Annotated in this window: 15 protein-coding genes and 2 pseudogenes; 15 read left to right on the top strand and 2 right to left on the bottom strand. The window is 70.8% G+C overall.

What is annotated here, in order from left to right:
• The first annotated feature begins 30 nt into the window (after window positions 1–30).
• From folC to IH48_RS0129930, 10 genes and pseudogenes are all read left to right on the top strand, one after another.
• On the top strand, window positions 31–1,539 hold the full coding sequence (gene folC / locus IH48_RS0129975) for a bifunctional tetrahydrofolate synthase/dihydrofolate synthase (protein WP_030911593.1): 1,509 nt from the start codon (window positions 31–33) through the stop codon (window positions 1,537–1,539).
• A gap of 9 nt (window positions 1,540–1,548) precedes the next feature.
• Window positions 1,549–1,902, top strand: a pseudogene (locus IH48_RS0129970) (DUF4233 domain-containing protein); the annotation flags it as partial.
• Between the two features lie 803 nt (window positions 1,903–2,705).
• Entirely contained in the window at window positions 2,706–3,122 is a 417-nt protein-coding gene (gene ndk, locus IH48_RS0129965) for a nucleoside-diphosphate kinase (RefSeq protein WP_030911587.1), read from the top strand.
• A 274-nt stretch (window positions 3,123–3,396) separates the two neighbouring features.
• Window positions 3,397–4,416 carry a rod shape-determining protein gene (locus IH48_RS0129960; protein WP_030911584.1) on the top strand — a complete coding sequence of 340 codons (1,020 nt, stop codon included), beginning with the start codon at window positions 3,397–3,399 and terminating at the stop codon, window positions 4,414–4,416.
• Window positions 4,417–4,537: 121 nt separating this feature from the next.
• Window positions 4,538–5,587 carry a rod shape-determining protein MreC gene (gene mreC, locus IH48_RS0129955; RefSeq protein WP_078850136.1) on the top strand — a complete coding sequence of 350 codons (1,050 nt, stop codon included), beginning with the start codon at window positions 4,538–4,540 and terminating at the stop codon, window positions 5,585–5,587.
• Between the two features lie 16 nt (window positions 5,588–5,603).
• Complete coding sequence (mreD, locus tag IH48_RS0129950; protein WP_030911577.1) at window positions 5,604–6,284, top strand: rod shape-determining protein MreD; 681 nt, start codon at window positions 5,604–5,606, stop codon at window positions 6,282–6,284.
• Window positions 6,281–8,551 carry a penicillin-binding protein 2 gene (mrdA, locus tag IH48_RS0129945; protein ID WP_078850135.1) on the top strand — a complete coding sequence of 757 codons (2,271 nt, stop codon included), beginning with the start codon at window positions 6,281–6,283 and terminating at the stop codon, window positions 8,549–8,551. The genes mreD and mrdA overlap by 4 nt, the downstream gene beginning before the upstream one ends.
• Window positions 8,552–8,553: 2 nt before the next feature.
• On the top strand, window positions 8,554–9,753 hold the full coding sequence (rodA, locus tag IH48_RS0129940) for a rod shape-determining protein RodA (protein WP_030911571.1): 1,200 nt from the start codon (window positions 8,554–8,556) through the stop codon (window positions 9,751–9,753).
• A 66-nt stretch (window positions 9,754–9,819) separates the two neighbouring features.
• Window positions 9,820–11,406, top strand: a complete 1,587-nt coding sequence (locus IH48_RS0129935; RefSeq protein ID WP_030911569.1) for a CYTH and CHAD domain-containing protein — start codon at window positions 9,820–9,822, stop codon at window positions 11,404–11,406.
• Window positions 11,407–11,547: 141 nt separating this feature from the next.
• Window positions 11,548–13,470, top strand: coding sequence for a TIGR03960 family B12-binding radical SAM protein (locus tag IH48_RS0129930; protein ID WP_030911566.1), 1,923 nt, complete (start codon window positions 11,548–11,550; stop codon window positions 13,468–13,470).
• A gap of 31 nt (window positions 13,471–13,501) precedes the next feature.
• Here IH48_RS0129930 and IH48_RS0129925 read toward each other — a convergent pair whose 3' ends face one another.
• Window positions 13,502–14,725, bottom strand: a complete 1,224-nt coding sequence (locus tag IH48_RS0129925) for an FAD-dependent monooxygenase (RefSeq protein WP_030911563.1) — start codon at window positions 14,723–14,725, stop codon at window positions 13,502–13,504.
• Window positions 14,726–14,857: 132 nt separating this feature from the next.
• Here IH48_RS0129925 and IH48_RS0129920 point away from each other — a divergent pair, with 132 nt between their 5' ends.
• From IH48_RS0129920 to IH48_RS37215, 3 genes and pseudogenes are all read left to right on the top strand, one after another.
• A complete protein-coding gene (locus IH48_RS0129920; protein WP_030911560.1) occupies window positions 14,858–15,370 on the top strand; it encodes a MarR family winged helix-turn-helix transcriptional regulator in 513 nt (170 codons plus the stop codon).
• Between the two features lie 75 nt (window positions 15,371–15,445).
• Window positions 15,446–16,039 carry a hypothetical protein gene (locus IH48_RS0129915; protein WP_158710372.1) on the top strand — a complete coding sequence of 198 codons (594 nt, stop codon included), beginning with the start codon at window positions 15,446–15,448 and terminating at the stop codon, window positions 16,037–16,039.
• A 68-nt stretch (window positions 16,040–16,107) separates the two neighbouring features.
• Window positions 16,108–16,272, top strand: a pseudogene (locus IH48_RS37215) (IS256 family transposase); the annotation flags it as partial.
• Between the two features lie 503 nt (window positions 16,273–16,775).
• Here IH48_RS37215 and IH48_RS37545 read toward each other — a convergent pair.
• Complete coding sequence (locus IH48_RS37545; protein WP_324604338.1) at window positions 16,776–17,048, bottom strand: ATP-binding protein; 273 nt, start codon at window positions 17,046–17,048, stop codon at window positions 16,776–16,778.
• Window positions 17,049–17,242: 194 nt separating this feature from the next.
• On the opposite strand from IH48_RS37545, the gene IH48_RS0129895 reads away from it, so the two are divergent.
• Both IH48_RS0129895 and IH48_RS0129890 read left to right on the top strand, forming a co-directional pair.
• Entirely contained in the window at window positions 17,243–18,127 is an 885-nt protein-coding gene (locus IH48_RS0129895) for a helix-turn-helix domain-containing protein (protein ID WP_078850133.1), read from the top strand.
• Window positions 18,128–18,352: a DUF397 domain-containing protein gene (locus IH48_RS0129890; protein ID WP_030911552.1), complete on the top strand. Its 225-nt coding sequence runs from the start codon at window positions 18,128–18,130 to the stop codon at window positions 18,350–18,352. It abuts the gene before it with no gap.
• The last annotated feature ends 28 nt before the right edge of the window (window positions 18,353–18,380 follow it).

The following is an 18,380-nucleotide window of genomic DNA, read 5'->3' as shown; positions in this document are numbered from 1 at the left end:
CGGCGCCGGGCGGTCCGTAGACTGGACGGCGTGAGTGAGACCCCCCAGCACGGCGACGACGGCGACGACGGCTTCGAGGACATCGTCGCGAACGAGACCACGCGCGACCCCGACCTCGCCGCCATCGAGGCCGGCAGCCGCACCCTCAGGGCGCAGGCCGGCCCTCCTGCGGGCGACATCCCGGCACGCCCCGAGGACCCCGAGGTCGACGCGGCGCTGCGCGCCGTGGAGCAGGAGCTCGCGGGCCGCTGGGGCGAGACGAAGCTCGACCCGTCGGTCGAGCGGATCAAGGCGCTGATGGACGTGCTGGGCGACCCCCAGCGCGGCTACCCGTCCATCCACATCACCGGCACCAACGGCAAGACGTCCACGGCCCGGATGATCGAGGCCCTGCTGGGCGCCTTCGACCTGCGCACCGGCCGCTACACCAGCCCGCACGTCCAGTCCATCACCGAGCGCATCAGCCTGGACGGCGCCCCGATCTCCGCCGAGCGCTTCATCGAGACGTACGCGGACATCAAGCCGTACGTCGAGATGGTCGACGCGGCCAAGGAGTACCGGCTGTCGTTCTTCGAGGTGCTGACGGGCATGGCGTACGCCGCGTTCGCCGACGCGCCCGTCGACGCCGCCGTCGTCGAGGTCGGCATGGGCGGCACCTGGGACGCGACGAACGTCATCGACGCCGGCGTCGCCGTCGTCACCCCCATCGACCTGGACCACACCGACCGGCTCGGCTCGACGCCCGGCGAGATCGCGGGGGAGAAGTCCGGGATCATCAAGCGGGACGCGACGGTGGTGCTCGCGCAGCAGCCCGTCGACGCGGCGCAGGTCCTGCTGCGCAAGGCCACCGACCTCGACGCGACCGTGGCCCGCGAGGGCCTGGAGTTCGGCGTGCTCGCGCGCGAGGTCGCCGTCGGCGGGCAGCTGCTCACGCTGCGCGGCCTCGGCGGCGAGTACGGCGAGGTCTTCCTGCCGCTGTACGGCGCACACCAGGCGCACAACGCGGCGGTGGCGCTCGCCGCCGTCGAGGCGTTCTTCGGCGTCGGCGCCCAGCGGCCCGGGCCGCTCGACGCGGACACGGTGCGCAAGGCGTTCGCGTCGGTCGCCTCACCCGGACGCCTCGAGGTCGTGCGGCGCTCGCCCACGGTCGTCCTGGACGCCGCGCACAACCCGGCGGGCGCACGCGCCGCCGCCGACGCCGTCACCGAGGCGTTCGGCTTCAACCGGCTGATCGGCGTGGTCGGCGCGAGCGCGGGCAAGGACGTCAAGGGCATCCTTGAGGCGCTTGAACCGATCTGCGCCGAGCTCGTCGTCACCCGCAACTCCAGCCACCGCGCGATGGACGCCGACGAGCTCGCCGGCGTCGCGGTCGAGGTGTTCGGCGACGAGCGCGTCCAGGTCGAGCCGCGGCTCGACGACGCGATCGAGGCGGCGATCACGCTCGCGGAGGAAGAGGGCGGGTTCGCGGGCGCGGGTGTGCTCGTGACCGGCTCGGTCATCACGGTCGGCGAGGCCCGGCTGCTGCTCAGGAGGGGCTGACACAAGGCCATGCGTACGCTCTGCTCGTCGACGCTGCTCGCCGAGTTCTTCGTCATCGGATTCGCGGGCCTGGTCGCGATGAAGTCGGACTCGCTGACCATGACGGCCGTCTGGACCGTGTGCGGCGCCGCGATGCTGCTGTCGCTGCTGCTGTGCGGGGTGATCACCCGCCCGGGCGCGGTGCAGCTCGGCTGGGTGCTCCAGGTGGCGCTGCTGCTGAGCGGCTTCGTGGTCCCGGTGATGTTCATCCTGGGCGCCGCGTTCTGCGCGCTGTGGTGGGCGTCCGTGCACTACGGGCGCATCGTCGACGTCCACAAGGCGCGCTGGGCCGAACTCGCCAGGTCCCAGGAGGCCGAGGCGGCGTCGGGCGCGCCCGCCGCAACCCCGTCGGGCTCCGCCCCCGCTCCCGCCGCCGACCACACGCCCCCACCCGCCGAGTAGCCCCGCCCCCGGGCGCCCGGCCCGCGCCCCGACCTGTCCGCTCCGCCATGCCCGGGCCTCGCCACGTACAGTCCGCCCCCGCGGGCCGGGGGCATGCTCGTCGCGCCGCCGCTGTGGCGCCCTGGCGTGCCCGTCGGCGCGACTCGCCGCCTTGGGCGGATCCGGCCCGTGCCGCGCGTCCGCCATACCGCTCTCACGTCCATGAGGGCGCCACCGCTGTCGCGGATCGGCCCGCCAGGGCCGAGACCGCCCGCGCCCGCGCGGTGCCACCCCCCGCCGGACATGCTGCGGCGCCGCCGGCGCCACCCGCGGCCGCCGCCGCACCGCCCAGACCGCGCCCGCCCGGGTTCGCCGGTGCCGTGCCCGCCTGGAGCAACCGCGCTTGCGCCGCGCCCGCCTGCGCCGTGCGCCGGGCTCGCGTCGAGCCGGGTCCCACGCCGCGGGCCGGTGTTGCACGGGCCCGCCGCGCTGCCGGCCCCCCGCCCGCACCCGCCGGTGCCGTGGCTGCCCGGGGTCCTCGGCCCGCGCACCGGTTGCGAGCGGGCCGTTCGCCGAGCCCCGCCCTGCCCGGTCGCCGGCCGGGTGCCGTGCGCCGGGCCGGCCCGCATGCCGGGGGCGCGGGCCGCATGCCGGGGTGCGGGCGCGTGCCGGGCCGCGCGGCAGCCCCGGTAACCTCGCAGCACTGTTCCGCTCAGCGTCACCCCGTTACCCAAGGAGCCGCACCCATGACGACCCAGCGCACCCTCGTCCTCCTCAAGCCGGACGCCGTGCGGCGCCACCTCGTCGGCGAGGTCATCGGACGTATCGAGCGCAAGGCCGGCTGGAGCATCGCCGCCATGGACCTGCGCTCGCTCGACCAGGACACCCTTGAGCAGCACTACGGCGAGCACAAGGGGAAGCCGTTCTACGAGCCGCTGGTGGAGTTCATGGCGTCCGGGCCCGTCGTGGCGCTCGTCGTCGAGGGCGAGCGGGTCATCGAGGGCGTGCGCGCCCTCGCCGGGCCCACCGACCCGATCGCCGCTGCGCCCGGGTCCATCCGGGGGGACTTCGGCACCATTGTCCGGGAGAACCTGATCCACGCCTCCGACTCGGAGGAGTCCGCCATTCGGGAACTGAAGATTTTCTTTCCCGGCCTTTCCTGACCGGCTGTCAGCCGAATAGCCTGTTGGCCTGGGGCGACCGGAGGAATTCGGTCGCCCGAGGGAATGTCTTCCGTCCGCGCGGGAACGCGTCGCGAAGACACTTCGTCACCCATACTGAGGTGGGCCAGCGCGCAGATCCGGGGTCGTCGGCACTACGATGAGCTCCACGCCACGCAAGCCTTCGGCTTCGAGCGCTCCACCACCCACCTCGCCATCCTGAAAAGCCATCAATGCTCGATTTGGGAAGGCCAGACGCATCCTCATGGGGAACAACATGTCGTTCATCGGCCGTGACATGGCTGTCGACCTCGGGACCGCCAACACGCTGGTGTACGTCAGAGGCCGGGGGATCGTACTCAACGAGCCGTCCGTCGTCGCCATCAACACCAACACAGGCGGCATTCTCGCGGTAGGCGCCGAGGCCAAGAAGATGATCGGCCGGACACCGGGCAACATCGTCGCCGTCCGGCCGCTGAAGGACGGTGTGATCGCCGACTTCGAGATCACCGAGCGCATGCTCAGGTACTTCATCCTGAAGATCCACAAGCGCCGCTACCTCGCCAGGCCCCGCGTCGTCATCTGCGTGCCCTCGGGCATCACCGGCGTCGAGCGCCGCGCCGTCATCGAGGCGTCCACCCAGGCGGGCGCGCGCCAGGTGCACATCATCGAGGAGCCGATGGCCGCGGCGATCGGCTCCGGGCTGCCGGTGCACGAGGCCACCGGCAACATGGTGGTCGACATCGGCGGCGGCACGACCGAGGTCGCCGTGATCTCGCTCGGCGGCATCGTCACGGCGCAGTCCATCCGGGTCGCGGGCGACGAACTCGACAACGCGATCATCCAGCACATCAAGAAGGAGTACTCGCTCCTCCTCGGCGAGCGCACCGCCGAGAGCATCAAGATCACCATCGGCTCCGCGTACGACCTGGAGAAGGACGAGCACACCGAGATCCGCGGCCGCGACCTGGTCTCCGGGCTGCCCAAGACCGTGGTCATCTCCGCGGCCGAGGTGCGCAAGGCCATCGAGGAGCCGGTCAACGCGATCGTCGACGCCGTCAAGACGACGCTCGACAAGTGCCCGCCCGAGCTGTCGGGCGACGTGATGGACCGCGGCATCGTCCTCACCGGCGGCGGCGCGCTGCTGCGCGGCCTCGACGAGCGGCTGCGCCGCGAGACGGGCATGCCGATCCACATCGCCGAGGACCCCCTGGACTCGGTGGCGCTCGGTTCCGGCAAGTGCGTCGAGGAGTTCGAGGCGCTCCAGCAGGTACTGGACGCGCAGCCACGCCGCTGACCCCTGCGGCGCGGTGACCCGACCCGGGCGGCGACCCGCCGTTCGCACGTTGCCCTGCCGCACGGCGGGTCGTTGATACACAGGCAGAGACATTCCTACGAGGAAGGCACGGCCGCCGCACGTGAGGGACACAAAGGAGAGCCGGCTGCTCCTGGTGCTGCTGATTGTCGTCGCGTTCGCCCTGATCACCGTCGACATCCGCGGCGGGGAGAACTCGCCGGTGCAAGGTGCGCGCCGCGCGGCCGCCGCCGCGTTCGGCCCCGTCGAGAACGGCGTGGCGGGCGCCGTCGACCCGGTGGGCAACGCCATCGCGGCGGTACGGGACTCGAACACCCGTCACAACCGCATCACCGCGCTCGAACACCAGAACGCCAAGCTGAAGCGTGAGCTCGGCACCGGCGATGCCAACCGCGCGAAGGCCCAGGAGCTCGACAAGATCCTGCGGACGGCGGGCGCGGGGCAGTACGGCGTGAAGGGGGCGCAGGTCGTCGCCATAGGGGCCGCGCAGGGCTTCTCGTGGACCGTCACCATCGACATCGGCAGCAACGACGGCATCAAGCGCGACATGACGGTACTCAACGGCGACGGACTCGTCGGCAGGGTCACCACGGTCGGCCCCAGCACGTCCACCGTGCTCCTCGCCAACGACCCCGACTTCACGGTCGGCACGCGCCTGGAGAAGACCAACGAGCTCGGCTTCGCGACGGGCCAGGGCGACCGGCCCCTGTCCGTCCAGCTGCTGAACACCAAGGCGAAGGTCAAGGTCGGCGACCGCATGGTCACCTTCGGCTCCAGCAAGGACAAGCCGTTCGTGCCCGGCGTCCCCGTCGGCAAGGTCGTGCGGATCGACCCGTCGGCCGGCAACCTGACGCGCACGGTGTACGTGCAGCCGTTCGTGGGCTTCACCAAGCTCGACGTGGTCGGCGTCGTCGTCCAGGCCCCCAGGAAGGACCCGCGCGACACGGTCCTGCCGCCGAAGCCGAAGGTCCGGCCCACGCCCACCGTGACGGTCACGGTCACCCCGTCGGCCGGCGCAGGACAGGACCAGAACACGGGCCAGGACCAAGGCCAGGGCAACGGCCAGGGCCAGGGCACGGGCCAGGGGACGGCCGACGGCGGCGGAGTGCTGCCCGACCCGAACGCCGGGCAGAACGCGAACGCCGGAAACTAGGAAGAGAGCCGACCCCATGCGCATCAACAGGATCCTGCTCTCGGCGGCACTGGTCATCGTCGCCCTCGTCCTCCAGGTGTCCGTACTCGCGAGGCTCCATCTGCCCGGCGCCGTGCCCGACCTGATGCTCCTCGTCGTCCTGGCACTCGCGTTCGTGTACGGGCACGTCGGCGGCGCCCTCATCGGCTTCTTCGCGGGTCTGCTGACCGACCTCGCGCCGCCGGCCGACCACGCGGCCGGGCGCTACGCGCTGGTCCTGTGCGTGATCGGCTACCTGGCCGGACTCGTCAAACCCGAGAAGGGCCAGATGAGATCGGCGCTCGCGCCGATGCTCGCCGTCCTGTGCGCCGCGCTCGGCTCGACGCTGCTGTACGCGGGCGTCGGCGCCCTCGTCGGCGACACCGCGGCCCGCCACGTGGGCCTCGGCGGCCTGCTGTTCACGGCCGCCGTGTACGACCTGCTGCTCGCGCCGTTCACCGTGCCGTGGATCATGGCGCTCGCCAGGAAGGCGGACAACGACCCGCTGGCCGAGCCGCACAAGAGCAAGGGCCCGGGCGCGGGCTCGGACGTCGCGGCCGGCTGGATCAGCTCGGGCACGGGGCTCAGCATCGGGGGGCAGCGCGGCGGGCTGCGGGTGCGTGCGGCCCGTAACCGCGCGGCGAAGGCGGGACGCATCAAGGGGGTCAAGCGGCTGTGAGCAACATTCCCGAGACCGGCAGGACGCCCCGGGTCAAGATCCGGGTCATCACCATCCAGATCCTGGTCTTCTCCCTGCTGCTCACCCTCGGCGGCCGCCTGTGGTACCTGCAGATCCGCAACGGCCAGCAGTACACGCAGGAGGCCAACAACAACCACGTCCAGCAGGTCGTCAAGCCCGCCGTGCGCGGCTCCATCGTCGACGACCGCGGCGTGCCGCTCGCCGACAACGCGACCAGGCTCGTCGTCTCCGCCAACCGCACCGCACTGCTGAAGCAGCCCGACGACGGCAAGGCCGTGCTGACGCGTCTCGCCGGCATCCTCGGCCTGAACCCGGCGGACGTCATGGACCGGGTCAGGCTCTGCGACGCGAAGACACCGCAGCCCTGCTGGAACGGTTCGCCCTACCAGCCGATCCCGATCACCGACAAGGCCACCACCAAGCAGGCCCTGCAGATCATGGAGCAGCGCGAGGACTACCCCGGCATCACCGCCGAGCCCACCGCCGTGCGCAGCTACCCGGGGCCCGTCGGGGTCAACGCCGCCCAGGTACTCGGCTACCTCGGCCCCGTCACCGACAAGGAGGTCGCGGCGTCCGAGAAGACCGACAACCCGCTGCTGCGCTCCGACAACGTCGGCAGGGCCGGCCTGGAGAGCGAGTACGACCAGCAGCTGCGCGGCAAGTCGGGCGTCACGCGCTACGAGGTCGACAACCTCGGGCGCGTCATCGGCAAGGCCGGCGCGACGCCCTCGCAGCCCGGCAGCAACCTCGTCACGAGCATCGACTCCCGGGTCCAGGCGCTGACCGAGAAGGAGCTCGCGCAGGCCATGAAGAACCTCCGCAAGCAGTACGACCCGGTCAGCGGCGAGAACTTCAAGGCGGACTCCGGCGCAGCCGTCGTGATGGACGTGCACACCGGGCAGGTCATCGCGATGGCCAGCAACCCGACCTACAACCCGAACGTGTGGACCGGCGGCATCTCCTCCGCCGACTACAAGAACCTCACCGACAAGAAGTCGAACTACCCGCTGCTCAACCGCGCCACCCAGGGCCAGTCGGCCCCCGGCTCGACGTTCAAGGTCATCTCCACCAGCGCCGCCCTCGACGCCGGGTACCCGGAGAACGGCGGCTACCCGTGCACCTCGTCCATGAACGTCGCCGGCCGCACCTTCAAGAACTACGAGAGTGAGAGCTTCGGCCCCATCAGCCTGGCCAAGGCGCTCGAGGTCTCCTGCGACACCGTCTTCTACGGCATCGCCTACGACCAGTGGAAGAAGGACGGCGGCATCCACCCGAAGCACCCGAAGGACTGGTTCTTCAAGACGGCCCACCGGTTCGGCCTCGGCAAGAAGACCGGCATCGACCTGCCCAACGAGGTGTCGGGGCGCGTCCCCGACCGCCAGTGGAAGCAGGACTACTGGGACGCCAACAAGGCGAGCTGGTGCAAGAACGGCAAGAAGGGCGGCTCGTACGTCGAGCAGATCGAGTACGAGAACTGCAAGGACGGCTACCAGGTCAGGCCGGGCGACTCGCTGAACTACGCGATCGGGCAGGGCGACACGCTCCTCACGCCGATCCAGGAAGCCGTCATGTACTCGGCCATCGCCAACGGCGGCACGATGTACCGGCCGAGCATCGGCAAGGCCGTCGTGAGCGCAGACGGCAAGCACGTCACCCCCATCAAGCCCAAGGTCGCCGGGCACCTGCCGGACTCGAAGAAGAGCATCTCGTACATCAACAAGGCGCTCGCGGGCGTGGTCACCAGCGGAACGGCCGCCTGGCAGTTCGGCGGCTGGCCGCAGGACAAGATCACCCTGCACGCCAAGACCGGTACGGCCGAGGTCGCCGGCAAGCAGACCACGTCATGGCTCGCCACGTACACCAAGGACTACGCGGTCATCATGACGATCTCGCAGGGCGGCACCGGCTCCGGCGGCTCGGGCCCCGCGGTCCGCAAGATCTACGAGGCGATGTACGGCATCGGCGCGGACGGCAAGGTCGACCCGAAGGCGGGCATCCTGCCCAAGCCCGTCACATCCCTGCCGAAGGTCGGTTCCGACGGCTCGATCGACGCGCCCAAGCTCAAGCCCTACTCCCCGCCGAAGAAGAAGGAGCCGGTCGACCCGAACGCGTCGGCCGACCCCAACGCCACGGCGAACCCGAACGCCTCACCCGATCCGAACGCCTCAGGACAGCCGGCCGATACCGGGGGCGGCACCCAGCAGGTGGCGGCCGGGCCGCCCGCGACACTCCCACGGAGGGACTGAGCATGGCCGGTACCAGTGGTTTCTCGGTCTCCGGCTACGGGCCGCGCCGCTCGGCGTGGGCCCGGATGGCGGCGCGCGACTCGATCGTGCGCAAGCTGGACTGGCCCCTGCTGCTGTCCGCGATCGCGCTGTCCCTCATCGGCTCGCTGCTCGTGTACTCGGCGACGCGCCACCGCAACTCGCTCACCCACGGCGACCAGTACTACTTCTTCATCCGCCACCTGATGAACGCCGGCATCGGCCTCGCCCTGATGATCGGCGTCATCTGGCTCGGCCACCGCACCCTGCGCGGCGCGGTGCCGATCCTCTACGGCCTTTCGATCCTGGCCATGCTGGCGGTACTGACGCCGCTCGGCTCCACCATCAACGGCGCGCACTCGTGGATCGTCATCGGCGGCGGCTTCTCCGTCCAGCCGTCCGAGTTCGCGAAGATCACCATCCTGCTCGGGATGGCGATGATCCTCGCGTCGCGGGTGGACGCGGGCGACACCGAGCACCCCGACCACAGGACCGTCGCCAAGGCGCTGGGGCTCGCGCTCGTCCCGATGGTCGTCGTCATGCTGATGCCCGACCTCGGTTCCGTCATGGTCATGGCGGTGGTCGTGCTGGGCTGCCTGATGGCGTCCGGCGCGGCCAAGCGGTGGATCTTCGGGCTGATCGGCGCCGGCGTCCTCGGCGCCGTGGCCGTCACGTCCCTCGGCATCCTCGACCAGTACCAGATCAACCGGTTCGCCGCGTTCGCCAACCCCAGCCTCGACCCGGCGGGCGTCGGCTACAACACCAACCAGGCGCGGATCGCGATCGGCTCCGGCGGCCTGCTCGGCAAGGGCCTCTTCCACGGCACGCAGACCACCGGCCAGTTCGTGCCCGAGCAGCAGACCGACTTCGTCTTCACCGTGGCCGGCGAGGAACTCGGGTTCGTGGGGGCCGGCTTCATACTGCTGCTTCTCGGCATCGTGCTGTGGCGGGCCTGCCGCATCGCCCGCGAGACGAGCGAGCTGTACGGAACGGTCGTCGCGGGCGGGATCATCGCCTGGTTCGCGTTCCAGTCCTTCGAGAACATCGGCATGACGCTGGGCATCATGCCGGTGGCAGGCCTGCCGCTGCCGTTCGTCTCGTACGGGGGCAGTTCCATGTTCGCGGTGTGGATCGCGGTGGGGCTGCTGCAGTCGATCAGGGTGCAGCGGCCGATAGCGGCATGACGCCCCGGACGCGAAGCCCGGTCGCACGGGCGCTTGGGGACGGCGCTTCCCGGATACCCGTCAGGTATGGCCGACACCAGATGCGAGATCGGACGCACTTACCTCATCCCCGATCCGGCGGCCGGTGACCCGCCCGCGGCACCTGACCTGGCCGCCGCCCTCGTCCGTGCCGGGGGAGCCCGTGCCGAGGCCGGGGACGTGACGGAGACGGCCGCCGTCCACCATGACACCGCCGGCCTCCGCCTCGCCGCGTGCGACGTCACCCTGTGGCGCGGCGAGGGCGGCCACGACGAGGGCTGGCACCTGCGGCTGCCCGCCGTCCTCGGCGTGCGGGGTGAGCTGAGCGCCCCGCCGTCGCCCGCCCCGCCCGGCGACCTCGTCCGGCTGCTGCGCTCAAGGACCAGGGGCGCGGCCCTCGTCCCCGTCGCGCGCCTGCGCACGTCCCGCGAGACCACCAGCCTGCTGCGGCGGGACGGCAGGCCCCTGCTGCGCCTGACCGTCGACGCGGTACGCGCGGAGCGCCTCGACGCACCCGGCGGCGGCCCACCCGCCGTCACCGCCTGGACCGAGGTCCGGGCCCGGCTCGCGCAGGGCGCGGAACCCGCGCTGCTCGACCGCGTCGACGAACGGCTGCGCGAGGTCGGCCTCACCCCGTCGGCCTCCCCGTCCCCACTCGCCAGGGCGCTCGCCCGCACCGACGCCCGCGACGCCCGCGACGCTCGCGCCGAAGGACGAGGCCGCGGGCCGCACGGCGCCCCGCCGGAGCCCGTGACAGCGGGCGACCACCTCCTCGCCTGCATCGGACGGCAGACGGACGCGATCGTCGCGCTCGATCCCGCCGTACGGCGCGGTCTGCCCGACGCCGTGCACCAGCTCCGAGTCGCCGCGCGCCGGTTGCGCTCGGTCCTGCGCTCCTACCGCAGGCTCCTCGACCGCCGCCGCACCGACCCCGTGATCGCCGAGTTGCGGTGGCTCGGCGCCCAGCTCGCCGCCGACCGCGACAACGAGGTCCTGACGGGGCGATTGCGGGCCCGCGTGGCCGAACTGCCGCGGACACTGGTGCTCGGCCCGGTCGAGGCGCGCCTGCGGCTGTGGAGCGTCCGCCGTGAGGCGCGTTCCCGCGACCTCGCCCTGACCGCGCTCGACAGCGACCGCTACCTCGCGCTGCTCACCACGCTCGCCGCGCTCGCAGCCGACCCACCGCTGCGCGAGAGGGCGGACCGAGAAGCGGCGAAGGCGCTGCCGGAGCCCGTGCTGAACGAGTACGCCGGACTGGCGCGGCGCGTCGGGCAGGCGCTCGCCCTCCCGCCGGGCGAGGAGCGCGACATCGCCCTGCACAGCGCCCGGAAGGCGGCCAAACGCGTCAGGTACGCCGCCGAGGCCGCCGAGCCCGCTCTCGGCCCACCCGCGGAGAGATTCGCCCGGCGGATGAAGAACGTCCAGCAACTGCTCGGCGACCACCAGGACGGCGTGGTCGCGCGCGGCGCTGCCCGCGACCTGGCCGTGGCCGCCCACGCGGCCGGCGAGTCCGCCTTCACCTGGGGGCTGGTCCACGCCGCCGAACACGAGGGTGCGCTGCGCTGCGAGCGCGACCTGCCGCGCGTATGGGCGAAGGCGTCCGAGCGGCGGCTGCGCGCGGCCCTGACGGCATGATCCCCGGGCGGGCGGTGAGTGGCGCCCGCGGTGCGGGGTACGCTGGTTCATCGTCCCGGCAGCGGGTTCACGGCTCACCACGCACGGGGAGGCGAGCTGCCCGCCGGGAGCGCCACCCAAGCCGACCACGAAAGATCAGCGATGTCTGCCGATTCGGTCTTCCCGCAGCTCGAAGCTCTGCTCCCGCATGTACAGAAGCCGATCCAATACGTCGGTGGTGAGCTGAACTCCACGGTCAAGCCGTGGGACGAGTGCGACGTGCGCTGGGCGCTGATGTACCCCGACGCGTACGAGGTGGGACTGCCCAACCAGGGCGTCATGATCCTCTACGAGGTGCTCAACGAGCGCCAGGGAGTGCTCGCGGAGCGCACGTACAGCGTCTGGCCCGACCTGGAGGCGCTGATGCGGGAGCACGGCGTCCCGCAGTTCACGGTGGACAGCCACCGTCCGGTCTCCGCCTTCGACGTGCTCGGCCTGAGCTTCTCCACGGAGCTCGGCTACACGAACATGTTCACGGCGCTCGACCTCGCGGGCATCCCGCTGGAGGCCAAGGACCGCACGCAGGACCACCCGATCGTCATCGCGGGCGGCCACTCCGCGTTCAACCCGGAGCCGATCGCCGACTTCATCGACGCGGCCGTGGTCGGCGACGGCGAGCAGGCCGTCCTCGAGATCACCGAGATCATCCGGGCCTGGAAGGCGGAGGGACGCCCCGGCGGCCGCGAGGAGCTGTTGCTGCGCCTCGCGAAGACCGGCGGGGTGTACGTGCCGGGCTTCTACGACGTCGAGTACCTGCCGGACGGCCGCATCGCACGTGTCGTGCCGAACAGGTCGGGCGTGCCGTGGCGCGTGGCCAAGCACACGGTGATGGACCTCGACGAGTGGCCCTACCCGAAGCAGCCGCTCGTGCCGCTCGCGGAGACCGTGCACGAACGCATGTCGGTGGAGATCTTCCGCGGCTGCACGCGAGGCTGCCGCTTCTGCCAGGCCGGCATGATCACGCGCCCCGTGCGCGAGCGCTCCATCACCGGCATCGGCGAGATGGTCGACAAGGGCCTGAAGGCGACCGGCTTCGAGGAGGTCGGCCTGCTGTCGCTGTCGTCCGCCGACCACAGCGAGATCGGCGACATCGCCAAGGGGCTCGCGGACCGGTACGAGGAGGACAAGATCGGCCTGTCCCTCCCGTCCACCCGCGTCGACGCGTTCAACGTCGACCTGGCGAACGAGCTCACACGCAACGGCCGCCGCTCCGGGCTGACGTTCGCGCCCGAGGGCGGCAGCGAGCGGATGCGCAAGGTCATCAACAAGATGGTCTCCGAGGAGGACCTGATCCGCACGGTCGCCACCGCGTACGGCAACGGCTGGCGCCAGGTGAAGCTGTACTTCATGTGCGGGCTGCCGACGGAGACCGACGAGGACGTCCTCCAGATCGCCGACATGGCGATGAACGTCATCCAGAAGGGCCGCGAGGTCTCGGGCTCCAACGACATCCGCTGCACGGTGTCCGTCGGCGGCTTCGTGCCCAAGCCGCACACGCCGTTCCAGTGGGCGCCGCAGCTGTCGGCCGAGGACACGGACGCGCGCCTGGAGAAGCTGCGCGACCGCATCCGCGGCAGCAAGAAGTACGGCCGCTCCATCGGCTTCCGCTACCACGACGGCAAGCCCGGCATCGTCGAGGGCATGCTCTCCCGCGGGGACCGCCGTGTGGGCGCGGTGATCCGCGCGGTCTACGAGGACGGCGGCAGGTTCGACGGCTGGCGCGAGCACTTCTCGTACGACCGCTGGATTGCGTGCGCCGAGAGGACGCTGCCCGCGTACGGCGTGGACGTGGCCTGGTACACGACCCGCGAGCGCTCCTACGAGGAGGTCCTGCCCTGGGACCACCTGGACTCCGGCCTCGACAAGGACTGGCTCTGGGAGGACTGGCAGGACGCGCTGGACGAGACCGAGGTCGAGGACTGCCGCTGGACGCCGTGTTTTGACTGTGGCGTCTGCCCCCAGCTCGACCTCGACATCCAGGTCGGCCCGACGGGCAAGAAGCTGCTGCCGCTGACGGTCGTCTGACGGCCCTGCCCCGCACAGCCCGCGGCTGGACTCAGGCGGCGTCCGGGTAGTCCGGCAGCGCCATCGCGGTGTGCGCGGCGTGCGCCTCGTCGGTCTCCGCGTGGGCGCGCATCGCGGATGATCGGGGAGCGCGCAGGGCCGCGTTGCGGGCGTCGAGCTGCTCGCGTGTCGTCGGCGTCACCACGGTGCCGCCGGCGCCGGCGAGCGCCTGGTTGCGCTCCGCGAAGGGCCGCATCCGCTTCTCGTACGCCGCGAAGGCCTCGGCGTGGTCCGCGTGCGTGGCCAGTTCGCCCGCCAGGACGTACGCGCCCACGAGGGCCACGCTGCTGCCCTGACCGGACAGGAACGACGTCGCATGGGCCGCGTCCCCGGCCAGGGCGACACGGCCCCGGGACCACACGGGCATGTGGATCTGGCTGACGATGTCGAAGAAGAGGTCGTCGGCCTCCCGCATCGCCTCCACCAGGCGCGGCAGGTGCCAGACCTGCTCCGGGTAGCGCGACGCCACCAGGTCGCACTGGGCCTGCGGGTCGCGGAACGCCTCGTAGGGCGGGGCCTCACTGGTGAAGGCGAGGAAGCCGTGCAGGTACTGGGACGGCTCGTGGGCGTAGAGGATGGCGGCGCGCCCGGGCTCGTTCCAGGCGAGGCCCTCGTGGGCGAGTCCGAAGTCGTTCGGCAGGGTGAAGCCGGCGAAGACGTGCCCGAGGTAGTGGTGGAAGGGCTCTTCGGGGCCGAAGACGAGGCGGCGCGTGTTCGAGTGCAGGCCGTCCGCGCCGATGACGAGGTCGAAGGTGCGGCGCGCACCGCTGTCGAAGACGACGTGGACGGCGTCGCCGTCGTCGTCAAGCGTCGCGATCGAGTCGTCGAAGAGGAACTCGACCCGGTCCTTGATCGGCGTGTACAGCACGTCGGCCAGGTCTCCCCGCCGTACCTCCAGGTCGAGGTTGCCCTCCCCGCCGGTTATCCCGTTGGGGTCGACCGAGCCGATCGGCTCGCCCGCGGCGTCCACGAAGCCGAGGCGCTGCGTGTTGACGTGCGCCGCGCGCAGCTGGGGCAGCAGGCCCATGCGGTCGGCGACGTCGCGGGCAGTGCCGCGGATGTCGATCGCGTATCCGCCGCCGCGGACGGCGGATGCCTTCTCGACGACGGTCACGTCGAATCCGTAGCGGTCGAGCCAGTAGGCGAGCGCGGGGCCCGCGATGCTGGCTCCGGAGATCAGTACGCGGCGTGCGTGGGGAGCTGCTGAGTGGTCCATGACGTCTCACCTCTCGCTACCGGGCAGCAAATATGCGTACCTCAGGTATATTGTTTGCGGCCATACGGACCCCCGTGGGCCGACTGCCCCTCACCATACAGATACCTAACTCAGGTAAGCAAATGGAGTGTCATGACCCCGGAGCCCCACGAGCCGCCACGGCCGGAGGACGCACAGGCTGACCTGGCCGCAGTGCTCCCGCGCATCACGCAGCTCAGCGCCGCCATCTCCAAGGGCCGGCTCCCGGAGCGGGCCGCCGAGGCGGCCGGCCTCAGCCTCGACCGTCCCGCCCTCGGCGTGCTGCTGGAAGTCTGCCGGGCCGAGAAGCCGCTGCGTGTCGGCGAGATCGCCGACCGGATGCAGGTCGTGGGGCCGCACGTCACCCGCCAGGTCCAGAACCTGGAGCGGCGCCGCCTCGTCCGCCGGGTCGCCGACCCGGACGACCGGCGCGCCAGCATCATCGAGCCGACCCCGGCGGGCGCGGACGCGGCGACCCGCTACGTGACGTCCCTGCTGGGCTGGTTCGCCGAGGCGATCGCCGACTGGCCGCGCCAGGACCGCGAGGACCTCGGCCGCCTCCTCGGCCGGCTGGCCGACGACGTGACCACCCGGCTGGAGCGCCTGGACGAGGGGGAGAGCGACTGAGGGCCGCTCTGCCCCCGGAATCCGCTGAGGGCGCCGCCCCCGGCCCCGCTACTGTGGAAGGCGGGAGGGGGTGCGGTGGGACGGGAAGGACGCGGGTTCGCAGCCATGGTCGCCGGTGTCGCTCTGGGACCCCTCGCCGCAGTGGTCGGAGTGCGGGGGCTGCCGTCGGTGCCCAACGCGGTCTTCGTGTGGTGGGTGGGAGTCGCCCTGGCGGCGGCGGGTGCCGTCCTCTGGCTGCTTCTGCGTTTCCTGCCGCCGCACGAGCGGACGTGGCGTCCCGCGTTCGCTGTCTCCGTCGGGTTCCTGGGCCTTTACGCCGCGGCCTTCCCCGTCGCGATGTTCGTGCTGTTCTTCGCGCCGCTGGTCACTCTGCTCTGGCTGATGGCGGCGGCGTTCGGTCTGGCCGGAACCATCGGGCTGCACGGTGGCAGGCTGCGGGGTGCGTGGCTGTCCGCGACACCGGCTGCCGCGTTGGGCGTGATGGGCGTGACGGTGGCTGGTGCGGCCGCGGGCGGTGGCTGGACGGCCCTTGCGGGCTGGGCCGCGCTGGATGCCTGCGCGGTCATGCTGCTGCTGTCCGCACGGGCCGCCCGGCGGGGCGGGACGGACGGGGCGTCTCAGAACCACAAAATGCCCCCGTCGGCACGTTCGGCGCGGCAGTCCGTATAGCCGCGGTGGGCCGTGACCGGCCGGACAACCGAGGCCCTTGATGGCACTGATACGGGCACGGTGGCCCCGGATTCGGCGTCCCGGCCACGACCCTGGCGATGGTGTTCAAGTTGGTCGAGTCCGCAAAGGCCCGCTGGCGCGCGATCACCGGCGCCCACCTCGTCGCCCTGGTCCGCTCAGGTGCCCGGTTCGAGAACGGAGTCCTGGTCGAGAGCGAGGAAACCGCTGCCTGATCACGCCGCATCGGTGATCTAATCCTCGCCGATTGTCGTCACGGAGGCGGTACGTGACCGGGCGGAAGCTCGCCACGCTCGGGGGACCAGAGCTCTCCGCCCGGCAGATCCTGGCGAGCCTCTATGAAGTACTCAAGCTTGCGGTCGAGCCGGACTCCTGACACAAGATCAGCGATCGTTGGCAGGACAGCGTCCGGAACGGGGTAGACGTTGTACATCCACACGTCGTCGCCTCGGTCAAAACCTCCGCGGACCTGAACGATGTCCTCTCGGCTCAGTACGGCGACCGTGACCCGGTCAAATTCGCCGCGCCAGACCACGAGGTCCCATGCGACGTTCTCTCCCCCATGGAATGGATACGGCCGCGTGCTCACAGTTGTCCCCTCGGGTCGGGTCACCCCAACTTACCCAACTCCGTCGATGGTCCGATCGCCGTCCCGTGATCCACAAGTCTTGACGATTGCTCGGCGGGGAGGGGCCACGCTGGCTGCTCGCAGGGCCCATCACGCGGGTTCATCCTCTGCGAGGAGATCCACCCACACGATCTTCTTCCCACGGCGCAGGTCGGTTCCCCACCGGTCGGCCAGTGCGTCGACGAGTTGCAGCCCGCGTCCCGTTGTGTCGTCCTCGCAGGCCTCTTGTTTCACGGGGACGGTCGTCGACGTGTCCGACACGGAGAGCCGCACGCGGCCGGGACCGGTCAGGGACACGCTGACGTGCACGAGACGGCAGTTGCTGTGCCGGACACTGTTGCCGACCAGCCCTGAGACGATCAACGTTCCATCGTCGATGAGCTGTTCGAGTTTCCATGAGTAAGGCAGCCCGGACGAGTGAGCGAGCGCGTGCCGCGGACTTCGCCTCGCAGGGACAGGTCTCGCTGTACCCGGGAGCGCCCGTTGCGTGCGGACGGGAGGCGGTTGTTGTCACGAGCTGTCCCTCCGAGGCGAGTGCGCAGTGGGCAAGTGAGGCGATGCCTCGCTGCGAGGAAGCCGTGGCGGAAGCACGACCGAACGTCCACAGGCGCCGCTTCGGATCGGCTCTGCGGTCCTTGCGCGTCGCCGCCGGACTGGGCATGGACGAGGCTGCGGAGAGACTTGGCCTGGCCGGAAAACCGGCGTTGAGCAAGATCGAGAACGGTAAGCAGCGGGTGTCCGGGCTCGGCTTGACGGCCTTCTTGAAGGTCTACGGGGTCGACTCGGAGGAGACCGTCGCGAAGACGAAGGCGATGGCCTCTCTTGCCGCGTCCAGCAAGCGCACGAACCTCTTGGACGAGTACAAGGAGTCCATCCAGACCGAGGGGTTCGACGACTTCCTGCACTTGGAAGAGATGGCCTCGAAGGCGGAGTTGTACCTGCACATGGTTCCCGGCCTGCTCCAGACGCGGGAGTACGCCACTTCCGTCGTTGAGCGAAGCCACCTGTGGACGTCGAAGCGGGAGGCCGGCCGCTTCGTTGACCTCCGCTTGGCCCGGCAGGCGGCTCTGACTCGAGAGGCACCACTCAGCGTGTGGTGCATCCTCGATGAGTCAGCCCTGCGGCGCACCGTGGGCGGGCCCGATGTGATGCGTGCTCAGCTCCAACTGCTACTGCATGTCGCTGAGGAGTATGCCCACGTAGGGATACAGGTGCTTCCGTTCGATGTGGGCGCCTTCGCGGGTATGGATGGAGCCTTCCAGCTCCTACACTTCGAGGTGGGCTCACCGGTTGCCGTCGTCGAGATGAAGACGACCTCCCTGTACTTGGAGGAGGATGGGGATGTGGACCGCTATCGGACCGCTTTCGACGCTCTCCGTACACAGGCGCTCGATGAGCAGAAGAGCCAGCGCTGCATCCGCGAGCTGATCAAGGACTGCTAAATGAACAAGAAGGTTGACCTCTCCAACGCCGTGTGGGCGAAGAGCGAGATGTCCAATGGCGGCGACAACTGCCTGGAAGTCGCCTTCGTCGACGGAGTCGTGGCCCTGCGCGACTCCGTGGACGTGGGCGACCCCGACGCCCAGGTCCTGGTCATCTCCAAGAAGGACTACGAGCTCTTCACCAGGAGCGTGCAGGCCGGACAGCGGAACCTTCTCCTGCCCTGAGCTCGCTCTCCTGTCATCCTCGGCCCCC

The organism is Streptomyces sp. NRRL F-5126, from assembly GCF_000721265.1.
Classification (GTDB): Bacteria; Actinomycetota; Actinomycetes; order Streptomycetales; family Streptomycetaceae; genus Streptomyces.
The sequence above is the reverse complement of the archived record's forward strand: the minus strand, read 5'-3'. Positions and strand labels throughout refer to the sequence as shown.